The sequence below is a fragment of the Ruegeria sp. HKCCA0235A genome (genome assembly GCF_013033235.1).
In the GTDB taxonomy this organism is placed as follows: domain Bacteria; phylum Pseudomonadota; class Alphaproteobacteria; order Rhodobacterales; family Rhodobacteraceae; genus Ruegeria.
In genome coordinates this window covers 201,549-219,380 of sequence record NZ_WQDQ01000001.1, presented here as the reverse complement: position 1 = coordinate 219,380, position 17,832 = coordinate 201,549, and the positions used below count along the sequence as shown (strand labels likewise).

Annotated in this window: 18 protein-coding genes; 6 read left to right on the top strand and 12 right to left on the bottom strand. The window is 57.5% G+C overall.

The features are described 5' to 3' along the window. Positions 1–17: 17 nt before the first annotated feature. The 4 genes from lon to GOW56_RS01035 form a co-directional block, all read right to left on the bottom strand. On the bottom strand, positions 18–2,426 hold the full coding sequence (lon, locus tag GOW56_RS01050) for an endopeptidase La (protein ID WP_171204690.1): 2,409 nt from the start codon (positions 2,424–2,426) through the stop codon (positions 18–20). Positions 2,427–2,649: 223 nt separating this feature from the next. Further along, entirely contained in the window at positions 2,650–3,057 is a 408-nt protein-coding gene (locus tag GOW56_RS01045) for a DUF6636 domain-containing protein (RefSeq protein WP_152457854.1), read from the bottom strand. Between the two features lie 91 nt (positions 3,058–3,148). Next, positions 3,149–4,279, bottom strand: coding sequence for a tRNA guanosine(34) transglycosylase Tgt (gene tgt, locus GOW56_RS01040; RefSeq protein ID WP_171204689.1), 1,131 nt, complete (start codon positions 4,277–4,279; stop codon positions 3,149–3,151). Positions 4,280–4,342: 63 nt separating this feature from the next. Beyond that, on the bottom strand, positions 4,343–5,254 hold the full coding sequence (locus GOW56_RS01035; RefSeq protein ID WP_171204688.1) for a nucleoside hydrolase: 912 nt from the start codon (positions 5,252–5,254) through the stop codon (positions 4,343–4,345). Between the two features lie 175 nt (positions 5,255–5,429). On the opposite strand from GOW56_RS01035, the gene GOW56_RS01030 reads away from it, so the two are divergent. From GOW56_RS01030 to GOW56_RS01020, 3 genes are all read left to right on the top strand, one after another. Next, positions 5,430–6,320, top strand: coding sequence for an SPFH domain-containing protein (locus GOW56_RS01030; protein ID WP_152457851.1), 891 nt, complete (start codon positions 5,430–5,432; stop codon positions 6,318–6,320). Next, positions 6,320–6,598 carry an NfeD family protein gene (locus GOW56_RS01025; protein WP_171168340.1) on the top strand — a complete coding sequence of 93 codons (279 nt, stop codon included), beginning with the start codon at positions 6,320–6,322 and terminating at the stop codon, positions 6,596–6,598. The genes GOW56_RS01030 and GOW56_RS01025 overlap by 1 nt, the downstream gene beginning before the upstream one ends. A 94-nt stretch (positions 6,599–6,692) precedes the next feature. Next, positions 6,693–7,055 (top strand): SUF system Fe-S cluster assembly protein, encoded by a 363-nt coding sequence (locus tag GOW56_RS01020; protein WP_152457849.1) that lies wholly within the window; start codon positions 6,693–6,695, stop codon positions 7,053–7,055. 220 nt (positions 7,056–7,275) lie between these two features. Here the strand turns inward: GOW56_RS01020 and GOW56_RS01015 are convergent, their stop codons facing one another. Then, the gene (locus GOW56_RS01015; RefSeq protein WP_254447138.1) at positions 7,276–7,545 is read right to left on the bottom strand and encodes a hypothetical protein; all 270 of its coding nucleotides are present in this window, start codon (positions 7,543–7,545) and stop codon (positions 7,276–7,278) included. Positions 7,546–7,834: 289 nt separating this feature from the next. Between GOW56_RS01015 and GOW56_RS01010 the strand changes: the two genes are divergently transcribed. Together GOW56_RS01010 and tpiA are read left to right on the top strand one after the other, a co-directional pair. Continuing rightward, positions 7,835–8,200: an iron-sulfur cluster assembly accessory protein gene (locus tag GOW56_RS01010; protein WP_171204686.1), complete on the top strand. Its 366-nt coding sequence runs from the start codon at positions 7,835–7,837 to the stop codon at positions 8,198–8,200. 148 nt (positions 8,201–8,348) lie between these two features. After that, positions 8,349–9,098 (top strand): triose-phosphate isomerase, encoded by a 750-nt coding sequence (tpiA, locus tag GOW56_RS01005; protein WP_171168346.1) that lies wholly within the window; start codon positions 8,349–8,351, stop codon positions 9,096–9,098. Positions 9,099–9,207: 109 nt separating this feature from the next. Here the strand turns inward: tpiA and GOW56_RS01000 are convergent, their stop codons facing one another. The 7 genes from GOW56_RS01000 to GOW56_RS00970 form a co-directional block, all read right to left on the bottom strand. Then, positions 9,208–9,495 (bottom strand): hypothetical protein, encoded by a 288-nt coding sequence (locus GOW56_RS01000; protein WP_171204685.1) that lies wholly within the window; start codon positions 9,493–9,495, stop codon positions 9,208–9,210. Positions 9,496–9,592: 97 nt separating this feature from the next. Further along, a complete protein-coding gene (locus GOW56_RS00995; protein WP_171116148.1) occupies positions 9,593–9,904 on the bottom strand; it encodes a multidrug efflux SMR transporter in 312 nt (103 codons plus the stop codon). Between the two features lie 154 nt (positions 9,905–10,058). Then, positions 10,059–11,435: a TRAP transporter large permease gene (locus GOW56_RS00990; protein WP_152457844.1), complete on the bottom strand. Its 1,377-nt coding sequence runs from the start codon at positions 11,433–11,435 to the stop codon at positions 10,059–10,061. Then, the gene (locus tag GOW56_RS00985; protein WP_171116150.1) at positions 11,435–12,112 is read right to left on the bottom strand and encodes a TRAP transporter small permease; all 678 of its coding nucleotides are present in this window, start codon (positions 12,110–12,112) and stop codon (positions 11,435–11,437) included. The genes GOW56_RS00990 and GOW56_RS00985 overlap by 1 nt, the downstream gene beginning before the upstream one ends. A 113-nt stretch (positions 12,113–12,225) precedes the next feature. After that, a complete protein-coding gene (locus GOW56_RS00980) occupies positions 12,226–13,227 on the bottom strand; it encodes a DctP family TRAP transporter solute-binding subunit (protein WP_171116152.1) in 1,002 nt (333 codons plus the stop codon). A 362-nt stretch (positions 13,228–13,589) separates the two neighbouring features. Then, a complete protein-coding gene (locus tag GOW56_RS00975) occupies positions 13,590–14,819 on the bottom strand; it encodes a sigma-54 dependent transcriptional regulator (protein WP_171204684.1) in 1,230 nt (409 codons plus the stop codon). Further along, complete coding sequence (locus tag GOW56_RS00970; RefSeq protein ID WP_171204683.1) at positions 14,816–16,597, bottom strand: ATP-binding protein; 1,782 nt, start codon at positions 16,595–16,597, stop codon at positions 14,816–14,818. The genes GOW56_RS00975 and GOW56_RS00970 overlap by 4 nt, the downstream gene beginning before the upstream one ends. Here GOW56_RS00970 and GOW56_RS00965 point away from each other — a divergent pair. Then, positions 16,596–17,777 carry a cytochrome P450 gene (locus GOW56_RS00965; protein WP_171204682.1) on the top strand — a complete coding sequence of 394 codons (1,182 nt, stop codon included), beginning with the start codon at positions 16,596–16,598 and terminating at the stop codon, positions 17,775–17,777. The two genes, GOW56_RS00970 and GOW56_RS00965, sit on opposite strands and share 2 nt — an antisense overlap. Positions 17,778–17,832 lie beyond the last annotated feature (55 nt).

Genomic DNA, 17,832 nt, shown 5'->3' with positions numbered 1-17,832 from the left:
TCATTCGCTCAATCTACTTAGTGTGCCGTGGCCGATGGCCCCGTCGCCTCTGACGAGGCTGCTGCGGCAGCGGCGGCCTCCTCGGCGGCTTCGTCCCATTCAACCGGTTCCGGTGTACGAACCAGAGAATGCTCAAGAACCTCCGAGACGTGCTTGACCGGGATGATCTTCAAGCCTTCCTTCACATTGTCCGGAATATCCGCCAGGTCCTTTTCGTTTTCTTCCGGGATCAGGACCGTCTTGATACCACCGCGCAACGCAGCCAGCAGTTTCTCTTTCAAGCCGCCAATTGGCATTGCGTTCCCGCGCAACGAGACCTCGCCCGTCATGGCGATGTCCTTACGAACAGGAATACCTGTCAGAACCGAGACAATCGAAGTCACCATCGCCAGACCAGCCGACGGACCATCCTTGGGCGTTGCGCCATCCGGCACGTGCACATGGATGTCGATCTTGTCGAACTGAGGCGGCTTCACTCCGATCTTGGGAGAAATCGACCGCACATATGACGACGCCGCATCGATGGATTCTTTCATCACATCGCCCAGCTTGCCTGTCGTCTTCATCCGACCTTTGCCGGGAAGCTTCAGCGCCTCGATATGCAGCAGATCGCCCCCGACCGAGGTCCAGGCCAAACCGGTCACGACACCGACCTGATCGTCCTGCTCGGCCAGACCGTAACGGAACTTTGGCACGCCCAGGAATTCATCCAGGTTTTCTGGCGTGACCGTAACGGTTTCCGCCTCTTTCTTGATGATCTTGGTCAGCGCTTTCCGTGCCACCTTGGCGATTTCGCGCTCGAGGTTCCGCACACCGGCCTCGCGGGTGTAGGTGCGGATTATCTTTTGCAGCGCGTCATCGGTCAGCTCAAATTCCTTGGTTTTCAGACCATGGTTTTTGACCTGCTTGGCGATCAGGTGCTGTTTGGCGATCTCGCGCTTTTCATCCTCGGTATAGCCGGCCAGTGGGATGATCTCCATCCGGTCCAGCAACGGCCCGGGCATGTTATAGCTGTTGGACGTGGTCAGGAACATCACGTTGGACAGGTCATATTCGACCTCAAGATAGTGATCCATGAACGTGTTGTTCTGTTCCGGGTCCAACACCTCGAGCATCGCCGAGGCCGGGTCACCACGGAAGTCCTGCCCCATCTTGTCGATTTCATCAAGCAGGATGAGCGGGTTCGTGGTTTTCGCCTTTTTCAGCGCCTGAATGATCTTGCCGGGCATCGAACCGATATAGGTCCGGCGGTGGCCGCGGATCTCGGATTCGTCGCGCACCCCACCCAAGCTAATGCGAATGAACTCGCGCCCCGTGGCCTTGGCGACGGATTTACCCAAGCTGGTCTTGCCCACGCCCGGAGGGCCGACAAGGCACAGGATCGGGCCTTTCAGCTTTTTCGAACGCTGCTGAACGGCGAGATATTCTACGATCCGCTCTTTGACCTTTTCAAGGCCATAGTGATCGGCGTCCAGTATATCCTGCGCACGACCCAGATCCTTTTTGACGCGGGATTTGGTGCCCCACGGCAAAGACAGAATCCAGTCCAGATAATTGCGCACCACGGTTGCTTCGGCTGACATGGGCGACATGTTCTTGAGCTTCTTCAGCTCGCCTTCCGCCTTCTCGCGCGCTTCCTTCGACAGCTTGGTCTCGGCGATCTTGGCTTCCAGTTCGGCGATCTCGTTCGCGCCGTCCTCGCCATCGCCAAGCTCTTTCTGAATGGCCTTCATCTGCTCATTCAGATAATACTCGCGCTGGGTCTTCTCCATCTGGGATTTGACGCGGGTCTTGATCTTTTTCTCGACTTGCAGAACCGACATTTCGCCCTGCATCAGGCCATAGACTTTTTCAAGCCGCTCGCTGACGCTGAGCGTTTCCAGCAGGTCCTGCTTTTGTTCGACCTCGATGCCCAGATGGCCCGACACAAGGTCGGCCAGCTTTGCCGGCTCGGTGGTTTCACCCACGGCCGTCAGCGCTTCTTCGGGGATGTTCTTGCGCACCTTGGCATAGCGCTCGAACTCGTCCGCGACGGTGCGCAACAGGGCTTCGGTCGTGGTGACGTCACCCGGGATTTCGGTCAGATATTCCGCCCGCGCCTCGAAAAACTCTTCGTTTTCAAGAAACTCGGTGATCTGCACGCGCGCCTGCCCTTCGACAAGCACCTTGACGGTGCCGTCGGGCAGTTTCAGCAGCTGCAACACATTGGCCAGAACACCGGACTGGTAAATACCGTTCTCATCCGGGTCGTCGACGCTGGGGTCGATCTGACTGGACAGCAGAATTTGTTTGTCATCCTGCATCACCTCTTCCAGCGCGCGGACCGATTTGTCTCGGCCCACGAAAAGCGGCACTATCATATGCGGGAACACCACGATATCGCGCAGCGGCAGGACGGGGTATGAGGAATTCAGAGGCTCTTGCATGCTCTATCCTTATCGTTGGCAAGATGGCGCTTGTCCCTCATCGAGGCAACATCCGGCCATCTCCTGTCTTGGACGATAAAGGTGGGGCCTCATCGCCCTTTTTCAACCTTACCGCCATGTATCGTGTCGCAGCATGAACCGAGGTTTTCGGGACTGCAAGATGTCCCGGGAACATATCCACCGAAATTAGTGTAGCATGCATATGCAATGCGCAATTTCGGGGTCAGAACACCTGCTGCACTGCCCGGGACAGAAAAAAACCGTGGCCATCCAGGTTGCGACATTCCAGACCTTTCGTGGAGGAGGTGCAGGTAAATCCTCCGAACCGACCGGTTACACCGTATTCCGCACGGTCAAATCCGTCCCGGCTCCGGTTCAGTGGCTGGCACAGCAATTCCACGGGACCGGTGTCGAACATCTGAAAATCATGCCCCCAGTCAGATTGACAGTTCGCGGGGCGCGGCAACGCCGGAGGGCCGTATCTTTCTATGATCGTACACCGAATGTCCGAGGTCTCGGCGCTTTCCCCCACCGAACACTGAATGTTTTCGGATGGGGTCTCAAAGGTCCAGACGTCAGCAACGGCAGGGGATGCGCAAAAAATGACTGCGCCGAGGAAAAAGCGGAACATCAAAAATTCTCCGGGTCACAAACAAAACAACTTTGAACAAAGTGGTTTCAGAATACCGGAAAACCCCGCAATTGTCACCTGAACGGACAGGTTACAGGGGTTCGATGTCGCCCTGTGCGCGTTGCGCGTGGAACGCGGCCTGCCACGCCTCGAATGAGCCTTCAGCGATCGCGTCCCGCATGCCCTGCATGATTTCCTGAAAGTAATGCAGGTTGTGCCAGGTCAGCAACATGCCCGAGATCATCTCGTTGGCGCGGAACACATGGTGCAGATAGGCACGTGAATAGTTCGAACAGGCCGGGCAAATACAGTTTTCATCCAGCGGGCGCGGATCGTCCGCATGGCGCGCGTTCTTGATGTTCACCACGCCATGGCGCGTGAACACCTGACCGGTACGGCCCGAGCGCGAGGGCAGAACGCAATCCATCATATCGATCCCGCGCGCCACTGCTCCAACTATGTCATCCGGCTTGCCAACGCCCATCAGGTAACGCGGCTTGTCCATGGGCAGGAAATCAGGCGCGTAATCGAGACAGTCGAACATGGCCTCCTGCCCCTCGCCCACTGCCAGACCGCCAACGGCGTAACCTTCGAAACCTATCTTCTTCAACGCCTCGGCGCTTTCTTCCCGCAGGTCCCGCTCGAGACCGCCCTGCATGATTCCGAACAGAGCATGCCCCGGACGATCCCCGAATGCGTTACGGGACCTCTCGGCCCAACGCATCGACAAACGCATGGACTCGGCGATCCGGTCGCGATTTGCAGGCAATGCAGGGCATTCGTCAAAGCACATCACAATGTCGGAACCCAGAAGGCGCTGAATTTCCATTGATCTTTCTGGCGTCAGCTCGTGTTTCGATCCGTCAATATGGGATTTGAAGGTCACACCCTTTTCGGTAAGCTTGCGCAAACCGGCCAGCGACATGACCTGAAACCCCCCCGAGTCCGTCAGGATCGGTCGGTCCCAGTTCATGAACTTGTGCAACCCGCCCAGGCGATCAATCCGCTCGGCCGTGGGGCGCAGCATCAGGTGATAGGTGTTGCCCAGCAGGATGTCGGCCCCGGTGGCCCGGACGCTTTCCGGCATCATCGCCTTGACCGTCGCGGCGGTACCAACCGGCATGAAGGCAGGTGTCCGCACCTCGCCACGCGGAGTGCTTATGACACCGGTGCGCGCCTTGCCGTCTGTGGCCTTGAGCTTGAAAGAGAATTGCTGGGTCATGTCATCGCCTCGGATCGCCGAACCGGGCAGGATTTGCCCGATCCGATCGGTCTTTGCAACCCGTCAGGGCAAGGATGCAACGCGGTCAGTAAACAGACGCACGACACCCGCCCCATCCACATCACGACAAACATGAACTGCGGGACGATCCCGGTCAGGTTGCGTCGCACCTATCCGGTCGCCTTCCGTCACAACACGCAGCCCGGTTTCGACCATGTCGAACATGGCCCCGTGCGAACAGGCGATCACGGCGGTTGAATCATGCAGGCCGCACCCTTCCAATCCGCCGATTTCTTTATAGAATTTCAGGTAAAATCGAGAGATATCACGCAGAAAAGATCCCATGCCGGGCGATTTTTGAGCCAGCGCGTCGAAGTCCGCAGTCTCGTAAAGTGTTTTCAGGGTAACGTCCAAACCAACCAGCACGGTCTCGGGCGGTGCGGAAAAGACCGCATCTGCGGCAACCGCATCGTGATAGATGTTGGCTTCTGCATGGTCGGTAACGTTGCCCTTGCAGTAGACGGCACCGCCCATGATCACCAAACGGCCGAGATTACCGGCAAATTCCGGGTCCAATCGCATGGCGTTGGCAATGTTGGTCAGCGGTCCGACCGCACATACCACCAACTCGTTTTTGTGCATCCGGGCCATCTCGGCCAGAAACTCTGCGGCGGGAAGATCATGGTTCCGTCCGATCTCGGGAATCTCGGTCAGATCGCCAAACCCTTCGGGACCATGGACATGGTCCGATGGGACGTGCATGTCAGCCCCCAGAGGGAAAGGCGCGCCTTCCGCCACCGGAAGGTCCAGGCCCAGCTTGTCCAGCAGGAAACGGGCATTGCGGCTGGACTGATGAACGTGCGTATTGCCGAAAACCGTGGTCAGGCCGATCAGGTCAAATTCAGGCGCGGCGGCGGCATAGGCAATCGCCATGGCATCGTCGATGCCGGGGTCTGTATCGATTATCAATTTCATCCCCGCCCGATACCGCAAACAAGCCGGGATGCAAAGCAGTCACAGCAGTTCGGCTCAATGCTGAATTCCCGTAGTGAGGCGTTTGCATCCGCCAGCTTTCCCTCCATACCAGAGTTGAAATCGAGCGACTCGATCCCCATATGTATACCATGGTACACAATAAAAAGAGGACAGAATGACCGAAGATCAGATCATCGGACTGCTTTCATCAAACATCATTTACCTGCTGGCCGCCGTGCTGGTGGTTATCATTATTTTCAAGGGCATCAAGATCGTTCCGCAATCCGAAAAATACGTGGTTGAACGGTTTGGAAGACTGCATTCGGTGCTTGGCCCCGGCATCAATTTCATTGTTCCGTTACTGGACGTTGCCCGCCACAAAATCTCGATCCTTGAACGCCAGTTGCCGAACGCGACACAGGACGCTATCACCAAGGACAACGTGCTGGTGCAAATCGACACCTCTGTCTTCTACCGCATTCTCGAACCGGAAAAGACGGTCTATCGTATCCGCGACGTTGACGGAGCGATTGCCACCACGGTTGCCGGTATCGTTCGTGCCGAGATCGGCAAGATGGATCTGGACGAAGTGCAGTCGAACCGTGCACAGTTGATCACACGCATTCAGGAAAGCGTTGAAACCGCAGTGGATGATTGGGGCATCGAAGTAACCCGGGCCGAGATTCTGGATGTGAATCTGGATCAGGCCACCCGCGATGCCATGCTGCAACAGCTGAACGCGGAACGTGCCCGCCGTGCGCAGGTGACCGAAGCCGAAGGCCAAAAACGCGCCGTCGAACTGCACGCCGATGCCGAGCTGTACGCAGCGGAGCAAACCGCCAAGGCGCGACGCATTCAGGCCGAGGCCGAGGCCTACGCTACAGGCGTCGTCGCCAAGGCCATTCAGGACAATGGCATCGAGGCTGCGCAGTATCAGGTTGCGCTGAAACAGGTTGAAGCCCTTAATGCACTGGGCAACGGTTCCGGCAAGCAGACCATAGTTGTGCCTGCCAATGCGCTCGAAGCCTTTGGTGACGCGTTCAAGATGCTCAAAGGAGGTAGATGATGGCTGATCCCTTTTGGCTGACCTGGTGGATCTGGCTGGCCGCCGCGCTGGCTCTGGGGATCCTGGAAATCGTTCTGCCCGGATTCATCTTTCTGGGCTTTGCAATCGGGGCCGCGATCACCGGTCTCATCCTTGTCATCCCCGGCCTGACACTGTCATTGCATGTGATCGCGCTGATCTTCGCAGTTCTTTCGTTGATCGCATGGCTTGTCCTGCGCCGGCTTTTTGCCTTGCCGCACGGTCAGGTCAAAACCTTCACGCATGACATCAATGACTAAGACACAGTGACGCTCACCCGAGCGTCACGCCCCTACTGGACGCTGTTGCAGGTATTCCCTATATAATCACTCAGGCAACTGACCCGAGGCAAAGATGACCCACCCGAGCGAACAGTTTGAAGGCACCCCGCTGATTGCGCCGTCAACGATTGAACACCCGCTGTACGAGGCAGTCGTCGAAGCGTGCCGCACGGTTTACGATCCGGAAATTCCAGTCAACATCTATGACCTGGGCCTGATCTATACGATCGACATTTCTCCGGACAACGCAGTGAAAGTCATCATGACCCTGACGGCACCCGGATGCCCGGTCGCGGGCGACATGCCTGGCTGGATTGTCGAGGCGATTGAACCTGTTGCAGGCGTCAAGGAAGTCGATGTCGAACTGACCTGGGAACCGCCCTGGGGCATGGAAATGATGTCAGATGAGGCACGCCTGGAATTGGGCTTTATGTAGCCATCAGGCACTTGCCCCCAGCCGACTGTCACGAAAGCTTGGCATTTTCGTCACCTTGTCGTGCAGCCCCTGTCACACTCCTGACGGATAATATCTGAAGGTGGCATTCGCGTATGCGGTGCCGTCGGCTGGGTATGCCATGACCGCCCCCCGCTTCCCAGCTCAAGAATATGGGCCGTTCTTGCCCGAGAACGGTCCTTTTTTGTTCCGACCACGGCGATCAATTCAGATTGCAGGTTTCCTTGATCTCTGCCGCTCTGGCGTCCAGTTGCTTGACGTAGTCACCTGACAGCATTTGCAGTCTTTTTTGCTCGGTTCCCGTGACCAGCCCCAACAGAGCCCCGGCAGGTGTTATGGCAGCAATGCTTTCCAGTTGTTTGTCTTCCGCATGTTTCTTTTCCGATGCAATTGCGCGCAGATCCCCTTCCGCCGTTGCACAATTCACCGGGTGCCGTTCCGATCCCGTGGCCGCCCAAGTTTCGTCGGACATCGCACACACGCTTACGGAAAAAAGTGCGGCCGCAAGTAAAGCTACCTTAACTTTCGACTCTAAATAATTCATATTTTTACCACTTCATGTCATGCCATCTATTCGGGCAGGGTTCCAAAACTTCATAAGACCGATGCTAACCCCGCCTCACGTATCAAAGCAAGTTTGCGGAGCGGCGACGCAGAAACACTAAGCTTTCCAGCGAATTCAATTTCTTTACACGACATTGCCTTGAGCAAAAGAGCCTTGGCCCCTAGATTGGGTGTAACGCGCGACAACGGAGACTTACATGTTCGGCATCCCCGGCAAACAGGCTGTGACCATGACGCCCAAAGCCGCAGAGCAGATTACCCGCCTGATGGACTCGGGCGGTCACGCTGGTTTGCGCATCGGCGTCAAAAAAGGCGGCTGTGCAGGCATGGAATACACCATGGAATATGTCGATCAGGCAGATCCTCATGACGAAGTGGTCGAACAGGACGGCGCGCGCATCATGATTGCGCCAACGGCCCAGATGTTTCTGTTTGGAACCGAAATCGATTACGAAGTGTCGTTGTTGGAATCCGGATTCAAATTCAAGAACCCGAACGTCGTCGACGCCTGCGGCTGCGGTGAGTCGATCAAATTTGACGAAAACATCGCCCAACAAGGCTAAGCCCGCCTCATCACTTTTCATTTGAACGTCGCATGCGGACCCATCTTCGATGTTTCCGTCCGGGATCAGCATGCGAGCAGAATTGTAAGATGATGCCGACAATGCTATCCGCATGCTAAAATCATCGGATGATCAGGGAGATACCGAAATGCGGCAGAAGCTGGCGGCTGGAAACTGGAAAATGAATGGGACCGGCGCTGAGTTGACCGAGTTGAAGGCGCTGTCTCAGATCCACCCGGCGGCATCGGTGGATATCCTGATTTGCCCACCGGCAACATTGCTCAGCCGCGCATCAATTGCCGTTCAGGGCACCGCCATCTCTGTCGGTGGTCAGGACTGTCATGCCGCAAAATCAGGCGCACACACCGGAGATATCAGTGCGGATATGCTGGTGGATGCCGGTGCAACATCGGTCATCCTGGGCCATTCCGAACGCCGCGTGGACCACGGTGAACATGATGAAGATGTGCGGGCCAAGGCGCGCGCAGCGATGGATGCAGGTCTGAAGGCGATCATTTGCGTCGGCGAAAGCCTTGAGCAGCGCGAAGCGGCCAATACGCTCGACATCATCGGCGGCCAGATGTCCGGGTCGATCCCGGATCAGTCGACCGGCGAGAACCTGATCGTCGCGTATGAACCGATCTGGGCAATTGGCACCGGCAAAGTTCCCACCCTGGAAGAAATCGGGGAAGTTCACGACTTCATGCGCGCCCGGCTGGAGCGCCGCTTTGGCGAAGGCGTGGGCCGTTCTGTCCGCCTGCTTTATGGCGGTTCGGTGAAACCCAGCAACGCGGCGGATATATTTTCAGTTTCCAACGTCGATGGCGCACTTGTGGGCGGGGCCAGCCTGAAAGCGTCTGATTTCTCGGATATTATTCAAGCGCTGGAAGGCGCCTAGTTCCAGACTTCGTCCCACAGTTTCTTCGGCTCAAGGATCGGTTATTCAATAGATCGTCGCTTCAACGCGTTGCGGTCAGGGTTGTTCACTACAACAGGCCCGTCCCCTTTTATCGTACAAAAATCCTGCCTTGCGCACGAAACTCCGTAGTTGACGAAGACACGCGGGATTCCGATCTGAGCGATGGGAAGCGAACAAAATTAAACTGGGTAATGGCGCGATATGTTTTCTGACGCCCCGCCTTGGGCAGGGCATCCAGCTCTTCCAGCACGGTCGGGTTGCCGCCCTGTACAGGATGATTGCGACCTTGTGAGACAACTCCGCCATCCCGCGCCAGAACCGATCCGATGCGACATCCGCCGTTATCAAATCCGGCCTTTGCCTTTTTAGAAGCCACACAAAATGCGTTTGTCAGAGCCGGTAAAAATTCCGAGCTCCGCTTCTTGTGTGTGCTGTAAGCTGCCGAAGTACTTTGGCTTGGCAAGTCAAGCGCATCAGGCCAGCTTCATCACCACAAGGCCTGTCACGATCAGAACCGCAGCTGCGATCCGCGCAGGTGTCAGGGCTTCGCCAAGAAACAGAATACCGACACTGAACGCCCCCACCGCACCGATCCCAGTCCAGATCGTGTATGCGGTCCCCAACGGCAAGTCCCGCATTGCAAGCGCCAGCAGACCAAATGAACCCAACATCGAAACGCCCATCACGGCCGTCGGCCACAATCGGGTAAAACCGGCCGACTGCTTCATGGCAACCGCCCAGACAATTTCCAAAAGGCCAGCAAACAGAAGAAAGATCCAGGGCATAAGACAACCTCATATCCGTACGGGTCGTCCCGAATGATGTCCCAGAAAGCAGAGGTCGTCCTCTATGCCTCAGATAAGAACCCATCGCGCGGTTTCAAGACACGAAAAAGCCGGGCAGTTGACACCACCCGGCTTTGCTCAGTTTTCCGGCAGTCTAGTTGGTTATTATTTCCGGCCCCATGAAGGTGTTGGGCAGGAAGGTCGATATCCACGGAATATACGTCACCATGATCAGGAAGACGAACAGCACCGCCAGGAAGGGCAGCGCCGCCTTCACAACGCTCATCATCGGCATACCCGCAACACCCGAAGTCACGAACAGGTTCAGACCGACCGGAGGCGTGATCATCCCGATCTCCATGTTGACCACCATGATGATACCCAGATGGATCGGGTCGATGCCCAGCTCGATAGCGATCGGGAACACCAGGGGCGCCACGATGACCAGCAGGCCAGACGGTTCCATGAACTGACCGCCGATCAGCAGGATCACGTTTACTACGATCAGGAAAGCCACCGGGCCAAGGCCCGCCGACAGCATCGCTTCGGCGATATGCTGCGGCACCTGTTCGTCGGTCAGAACATGCTTGAGGATCAGCGCGTTGGCGATCACGAACAGCAGAGTGACAGTCAACTTGCCAGCCTCGAACAGCGTATGCTTGGTGTCCGGGTGAAAGAAAGCCGTGATCAGCGCATAGGGTTTTTTCAGCAGCGGCAGGTTCTGGGTGCCTTCTTCCGTGCTCAGCGGGCCCATGTCCTTGTACACAAAGCTGGCAATGAAGAACGCGTAGACTGCGGCGACTGCGGCGGCCTCGGTCGGGGTGAAGATGCCACCATAGATACCACCCAGAATGATGACGATCAGGAAAAGACCCCAACCGGCCTCACGGGCCGAGGTAAAGATCTCTCCCCAGCCTTTCCATTCGCCCTTGGGCAGGTTCTTGACCTTGGCCATGACATAGATGGTGATCATCAGCATCAAACCGGCCATCAGACCGGGAATAACACCTGCAAGGAACATGCGCCCAACCGAGACTTCAACAGCGGCGGCATATACGACCATGACGATGGACGGAGGGATCAGAATACCCAGTGTCCCCGCGTTGCAGATCACACCGGCGGCAAATTCCTTTGAGTAGCCCACTTGACGCATCCCCGCGATGACGATCGAGCCGATGGCGACCACGGTCGCCGGGGACGACCCGGACAGGGCTGCGAACAGCATACAGGCAAAGACGCCCGCAATCGCCAGACCGCCGGGCAAATGCCCGACACAGGCGATCGAGAACCGGATGATCCGTCGTGCGACACCACCTGTTGTCATGAAGGACGACGCCAGAATGAAGAACGGGATCGCAAGCAGGGTAAAATGCCCTTCAAAAGCCTCGAACAGCGTGCCCGCGACAGAAGCGAGTGAACTGTCTGAGTAGATCAGCAGAAACAGGGTCGAGCTGAGGCCAAGCGCAACCGCAATCGGCACACCGATCAGCAGCAGGCCGACGACCATCGAGAAAAGAAGTACGACGTCCATCAGTTGTGCTCTCCTTGCTGAGCGCGGACTTCTTCGATCTCGTCCTCGACTTCGTGGCTGGCGACAAGGCGGTCCGTTTCACCACGCCAGATCTGAACGGCAACCTGGGCGAACCGGATCACCAGCAGCAGCATCGATACCGGCAGCACAAGATAGGGCACCACCTTGGGAAGCTTCTCGTATCCTTCGCCATAGTTGATCAGGTCTTCCAGAAACCGCAGCGGAGCGACCATCGGGATATCGTCAACCTCATAGAAGCTCTGGCTGCGGGCGTCGAAGTTGAGCCCGGTCGGGAACCAGCGTCCGGATGTCGGCGGCAGATCCGCGAAGACCGCCCAATAGTCATAGGCGCCTTTCAGCAACAGCAGCGAAAACACCAGACAGCACCCCACAGCGATGAGCGCCAGAATGCGACGCGGCGCCGGGGCCAGCATGTTTAGGATCGCGTCAACACCCAGATGAGAGTGTTTCTTGACCGCGTAAGAGGCACCAAGCAGCACCAGCCAGCCAAAAGTGAACACCGTCAGTTCAAGCGCCCACAGGATATTGGAATTGAAAACAAACCGCGCGATCACGTTGGCAAATGTCACGACCGTCATCAGGCCCAACAGACACGCGATCAGGGTTTCTTCGATATGGTCGACCAGCCCGCCTTGGCCGGAATTCGCACCAGACATCTTTCTGTCCCCGCATTTTTTGTGATGAGAGAGTGTTGGGCGGGCTTGTTCAGCCCGCCCGGCCAGCGCGTCGAATACTCCCCAGTCCCCGGACGCGCTGCCTTTAGCCAGATTCAGAAGCCGGCGTTGATGGCCTGAGCCGCGTCGATCTTGTCCTGACCCACGTCACCTGCGAACTGGTCCCAAACAGGCTTCATCGCATCAACCCAGGCCTGACGCTGTTCCGGGGTCAATTCGCGGATGACACCGCCTGCTTCAACGATCGAAGCTTTGGCTGCTTCGTTCACGGCAAAGGCCTCTTTGTTCCGTGTTTCCGTGACTTCAGCCAGAATGGTCTGGAACTGGTCACGTACGTCCGGATCCAGGCTGTCCAGCCAGTCGACAGAGGTTACGACCAGATAGTCGATGATGCCGTGGTTGGTCTCGGTGATGCCGTCCTGCACCTCGAAGAACTTCTTGCCATAGATGTTCGACCAGGTGTTTTCCTGACCATCCACAACCCCCTGTTGCAGCGCGCCGTAAACTTCCGAGAACGCCATTTTTTGCGGGCTGCCACCAATGGCCTCCATCTGTGCCACCAGAACGTCCGAAGACTGCACGCGGAACTTCAGACCGTTTGCATCCGACGGATCGACCAGCGGCTTGTTGGCCGACATTTGCTTCATGCCGTTGTGCCAGAAGGCCAGACCCTGAAGGCCACGGCGCTGCATGCTGTCCTTCATCGCCTGACCATCGGCCGAAGCCTGGAATGCATCTACAGCGTCAATGTTCTTGAACATGAACGGCAGGTCAAACAGGCGGAACTGCTTGGTGAACTTCTCGAACTTTGACAGCGACGGTGCGGCCAGCTGAACGTCGCCCTGCAACATCGCCTCCAGCACCTTGTCGTCGTTGTACAGGGTCGAGTTCGGATAGACCTCCATGCACATCACGCCGTTCATCTCATCATTGACGCGCTGTTCCAGCAGCGATGCGGCGATGCCCTTGGGGTGTTTGTCAGTGTTGGTCACATGCGCGAACTTGACGACGATTTCACCATCGTCACAGGCTGCCATGCCTGCGGTGGCTGTGACTGTCAGCGCCAGAGCGGTTGCGGCCGTTGTCAGGAATTTCATCTGTCTTTTCCTCCCAGACTTCCTTGAAACTGTCCTTCGACACCAATTCGGTGTCAGATGAAGCGAAGTGAAACGAATCGGCACGATCCACTCAACGATTTGTTTTTTGCCCCTCAATTTTCTATTAATATTATTTATTTCAAAATGTTATGAAGCATTTTGCAATGTATACTCGATCCATTCGAAACCCCGAGTGCGAGATTCCGCACAGCAATCTTCCAGTTTGTGCGGAAATCCGCACACCCTGCGAATCAAAACACCCGAATCAACTGGCGCGAAACCGCAGCCCGCGACAGCGGGCTGCCCGGCCCAACAGCTTTAGACGCATGTTAATGCGGAAAAAGGTGGCGGGAGCCCGACCGTTACCGCCGGTAATCCTCGGCCCGAATCTGGTACCGCGCCAGCTTGTCGTAAAATGTCTTGCGCGGCAGTTTCAATGCCTTCGCCGCATCTGATGCCTTACCGTTGTGACGACCCAGCGCCGCGATGAGCAGCGACCGCTCCACCCGCGCCATCTGTTCGCTGAGGCCAAGGTCTGTTGCCTGCGCGACTTCCTCCGGCATTCCCAGCACGAAGCGCATCGCGGCTGACATCAGGGATCGCGCATTCCCCGGCCAGTCGCTTGCCATAAGCGACGCCAGATGCTCGGACGAGATTTCCGGCGCCACGATCCCCGCCTGTTCTGCGGCCTGTGCAACGTAATGGCGGAAGATCACCGGAATGTCGTCGGGGCGTTCTGCCAGCGATGGAATACGCACCCGCATGACATCCAGCCTGTAAAACAGGTCTGCATTGAACCAGCCTTCGGAACTCAGCGCCGAAAGATCAGCGGTCGTTCCCGCAATGATACGCCCGCCTGGTCCATGCTCGATGATCTCCAACGCCGCAAATTGCGTGGCATGGGGCATGGCCGAGACTTCATCCAGAAACAATGACCCACCTGCCGCATCTTCACAGCTCTTGGCCAAGTCGTCGGGGCTGAGGCTGGAGGCCGTGCGTTTGACAAATGGTCCCAGCCCTGCTGGCGACATCAGATGCACGACCTCGGCGACCTTCGAGATGCCGCTGCCTGGCGGTCCCGTCACAAGAACTTCGGCACCTGTTGGCGCAACGGTCCGAACCCGTTCGCGCAGGGCCTCGGCCTGCGGAGACAGACCGAAAAGCAAACGCGCGGCGGGGTCTCCTCGTTCCAACTCGGATTTCGCCGCTCTTTGCTCCAACACCTGCGAACGGGCTGCAAAGGCGCGTTCAAGAACCTCCAGAAGATCGGACGCGGCGCACGGCTTTTCCAGAAAATCGAACGCACCCTTTCCCATGGCGTCGACGGCCATGGGAATATCGCCCTCACCCGTCAGAAGAACCACGGGAAGATCCGGATCGACCTCTCGGGCATACGACAAAAGGTGGAACCCGTCCCGCCCCGGCATGCGGATATCCGAGATGATGACACCGGGAAACTCGCGGCTGATGTGATCCTTGGCCGCCACAAAGGATCCAGCGGTCGTTGGCTGATAGTCCGCCAATTCTAGAGTTTGAGACAGGGCCTCGCGTACGGCGGCATCATCATCGACCAACAAAACCCTGCGCATCATGCGGCCTCTTCCTTGTCGCAGGGTTCCAGTTCGACGGTAAACATGGCCCCATCCGCCGTGTTCGCGCCCCGTATATCCCCACCAAAGCTTTGAACCAGCCCGTAGGAAATGGAAAGCCCCAGCCCCAAACCTTCTGACGATCCAACGCTTTTCGTGGAATAGAAGGGCTCGAACATCCGGTCGGGGTCTTCAATGCCCGGGCCAGTATCCTGCAAGGAAACGCTCAATCGTGCGCCTTTTCGCAGCGTTATCGTAATAATCCGTTTTGGTCGCCCCAGCATTGCATCCGCCGCATTGTTGATCAGATTCACGAACACCTGCACCAAACGTACTTCACCCCCCCAAACATACACAGCGCCATTCGGGGGGGTCCAGTTCAGGGTTACGTCGTCGTCTCGCAGGCGGGCCTCGGTCAGTTCAACAGCGGTGTTGAGAACCTGAATCAGGTCAACCCGCCCCATCGGTTCGCTTTCGTTGCGGGCAAAGGCGCGAAGGTTCTTGATGATCCGCGCCATCCGCGCCGCCATTTCCGAGATCCGGCCCAGGTTCTCGGCAGCCATTTCAGGTTTTCCCCGCGTCATGAACGCTGAACCGTTATCCGCAAATTGTCGTATGGCCATAAGCGGCTGGTTCAGTTCGTGGCTGATGCCCGCCGACATTTGCCCCAAAGCGCTGAGCTTTCCCGCCTGCACCAGGTCTGCCTGGGCCCGCCGCAGCGCCGCCTCGGCTTCTTCCCGTTCCGCCACTTCCTTGCGCAAACTGGCATTTGCCACTGTCAGGTCATGGGTACGTTTGGCCACACGGCTTTCCAGAACGGCATTCGCTTCTGCCAATGCCCGCCGCCGCTCCATGGCTAGAAAGAGCATGGCCCCAAAGGCCAAACAGATCGCTGCGACGGCCGCCGCCTGAAGCCTGGCAAGCTGAAGGGCCGGCGCCACGTCCACCAGAACCTCGGCAGTCATGTCGATCACCGGCAAATCAAGGGTCAGATGCAGCGCATCGCGCGGTAGGTAACGCCCCCAGTTCAAGTGCCACAACTCGTGCCTGCCGACCTGTTTCGAAGAAAAATCGACAGCCGCACCATCTGGCGGCGTCAATCCCGCCTCACCGTCCGCCCGGCGCCAGAACAACAGGTCGGATCTGTTGGAAATGAAAACGACACCATCTGAATCGACAAAGAAAACCGCCTCGGTACTGCCACGCCACGTTTGTTCAACGTCCTGAACATCAGCAACAACCATCAGCGCGCCTTCGATCTGGCCAGACGGGCCAAAAGCGGGGGCGGCGTAGGAATAGATCCGGTCATCGCCCGAAGGTACAACCTCATGCGCACTGCCCAAGGCGCCCTGCATCGCACGGCGGAAAGCCGGATGATGGGCCATGTTGCGCTGGGACACAGGCTGCGCCGATACCAGCACCTGCCCGTTCGTATCCAGGTACATCATGTTTACGGCGGCAGTCTTGTCTGCAACGTCCAGAAGCATTTCCCGAGCCTGGCGTCTGTCGGCCTGTGTTTCCAGTTCATGCAAAACGGGATGTGTCGCCATCAGCACGGCAAGTTCCTGGTACACCTGCATCTGCGTGCTCAGCCGGTCAGCCGCCAGCTCAAGATCGGCCTCTGCCTTCTCGCTCAACTGAGACAGGGCCTGTCGATAGCCATAAGACCAGACAAACCCCGACAATAGCCCGACGGCGAGCAAAAAACCGGAAATGAACCAAACCCTGTGCATAGACAGGGTCTTGCATTCAACGCGCCGCATGGCAAGTGTGCGGCGCATGAAGTCCTTTTCGCAATCGCCGACAGACCCGGGTTTCGTCCAAAACCCCTACCCGTTCTACGACAAGACGCGAGGCTCGGGCGATCTGTTCCATTGGCAGGACTACGGTATGGTCGCCGCGGTTTCATACCGCGCGGTTCGCGCCCTGTTTCGGGACCGCCGATTTGGCCGCGAGGTACCGCCCGAACTGGCAGAGCAAGGTCCCGCCCATCTGGCGCCCTGGCTGGCCATCGAGGCCCATTCACTGCTTGAGACAGAACCGCCAAGGCACACACGCCTTCGATCATTGGTGATGCGCGCCTTCACGTCACGGGCGATTTCTGCGCTGCAACCTTCCATCGAAGATCTGTGCCACGGCCTGATCAAGGAATTCCCTCGGAACACGTTCGACCTGTTGGAAGCCTATTGCACTCAGGTTCCGGTGGTCACGATCTGCCGGCTTCTGGGCGTCCCCGAAGCCATGGCGCCCGATCTGCTACGGTGGTCTCACGATATGGTTGCCATGTATCAGGCCAATCGCACGCAGGACACCGAAGACACGGCCGCCAAATCATCTCGGGAGTTCACCGAATTCCTGAAGGAATACATAGAGCTGCGGCGCAATGATCCACGGGACGACCTGATAACCCGGTTGATAAGCGCCGAGGAAGAAGGCCAGAAACTGTCACTGGACGAGCTGGTTGCCACCTGCATCCTGCTGCTCAACGCAGGCCATGAGGCTACCGTGCATTCACTGGGGAACGGGGTGAAGACCCTGTTGCAGACCCGTACCGCCCCCGACGCCCTGGCACCGGATGGACTCGACGCAACCATCGAAGAGATCCTGCGCTTTGACCCGCCTCTGCACATGTTCACACGTTACGCGTATCAGGACGTGGACCTGTTCGGCCATTCATTCAAACGTGGCGATCAAGTGGCACTGTTGCTTGGCGCGGCCAACCGCGACCCCGCTGTGTGGGCTGAACCGAACACGTTTCAGCCGAGCCGTCCGATTGAAGTCAACACAAGCTTTGGGGGCGGAATTCATTTCTGCGTCGGCGCACCTCTGGCGCGTCTGGAAATGCGCATTGCTTTGCCGATCCTATTCGAAAGCTGTCCAAACCTGCAACTGGCTGCGCCGCCGCATTATTCGGACAGCTATCACTTTCACGGGCTGAATCAGCTGCTGGTCAGACCTTAGCCATCACCTTTCGCATATCTACACGACGCTTCCGGCGATTTTGCTTCCGGCCGGA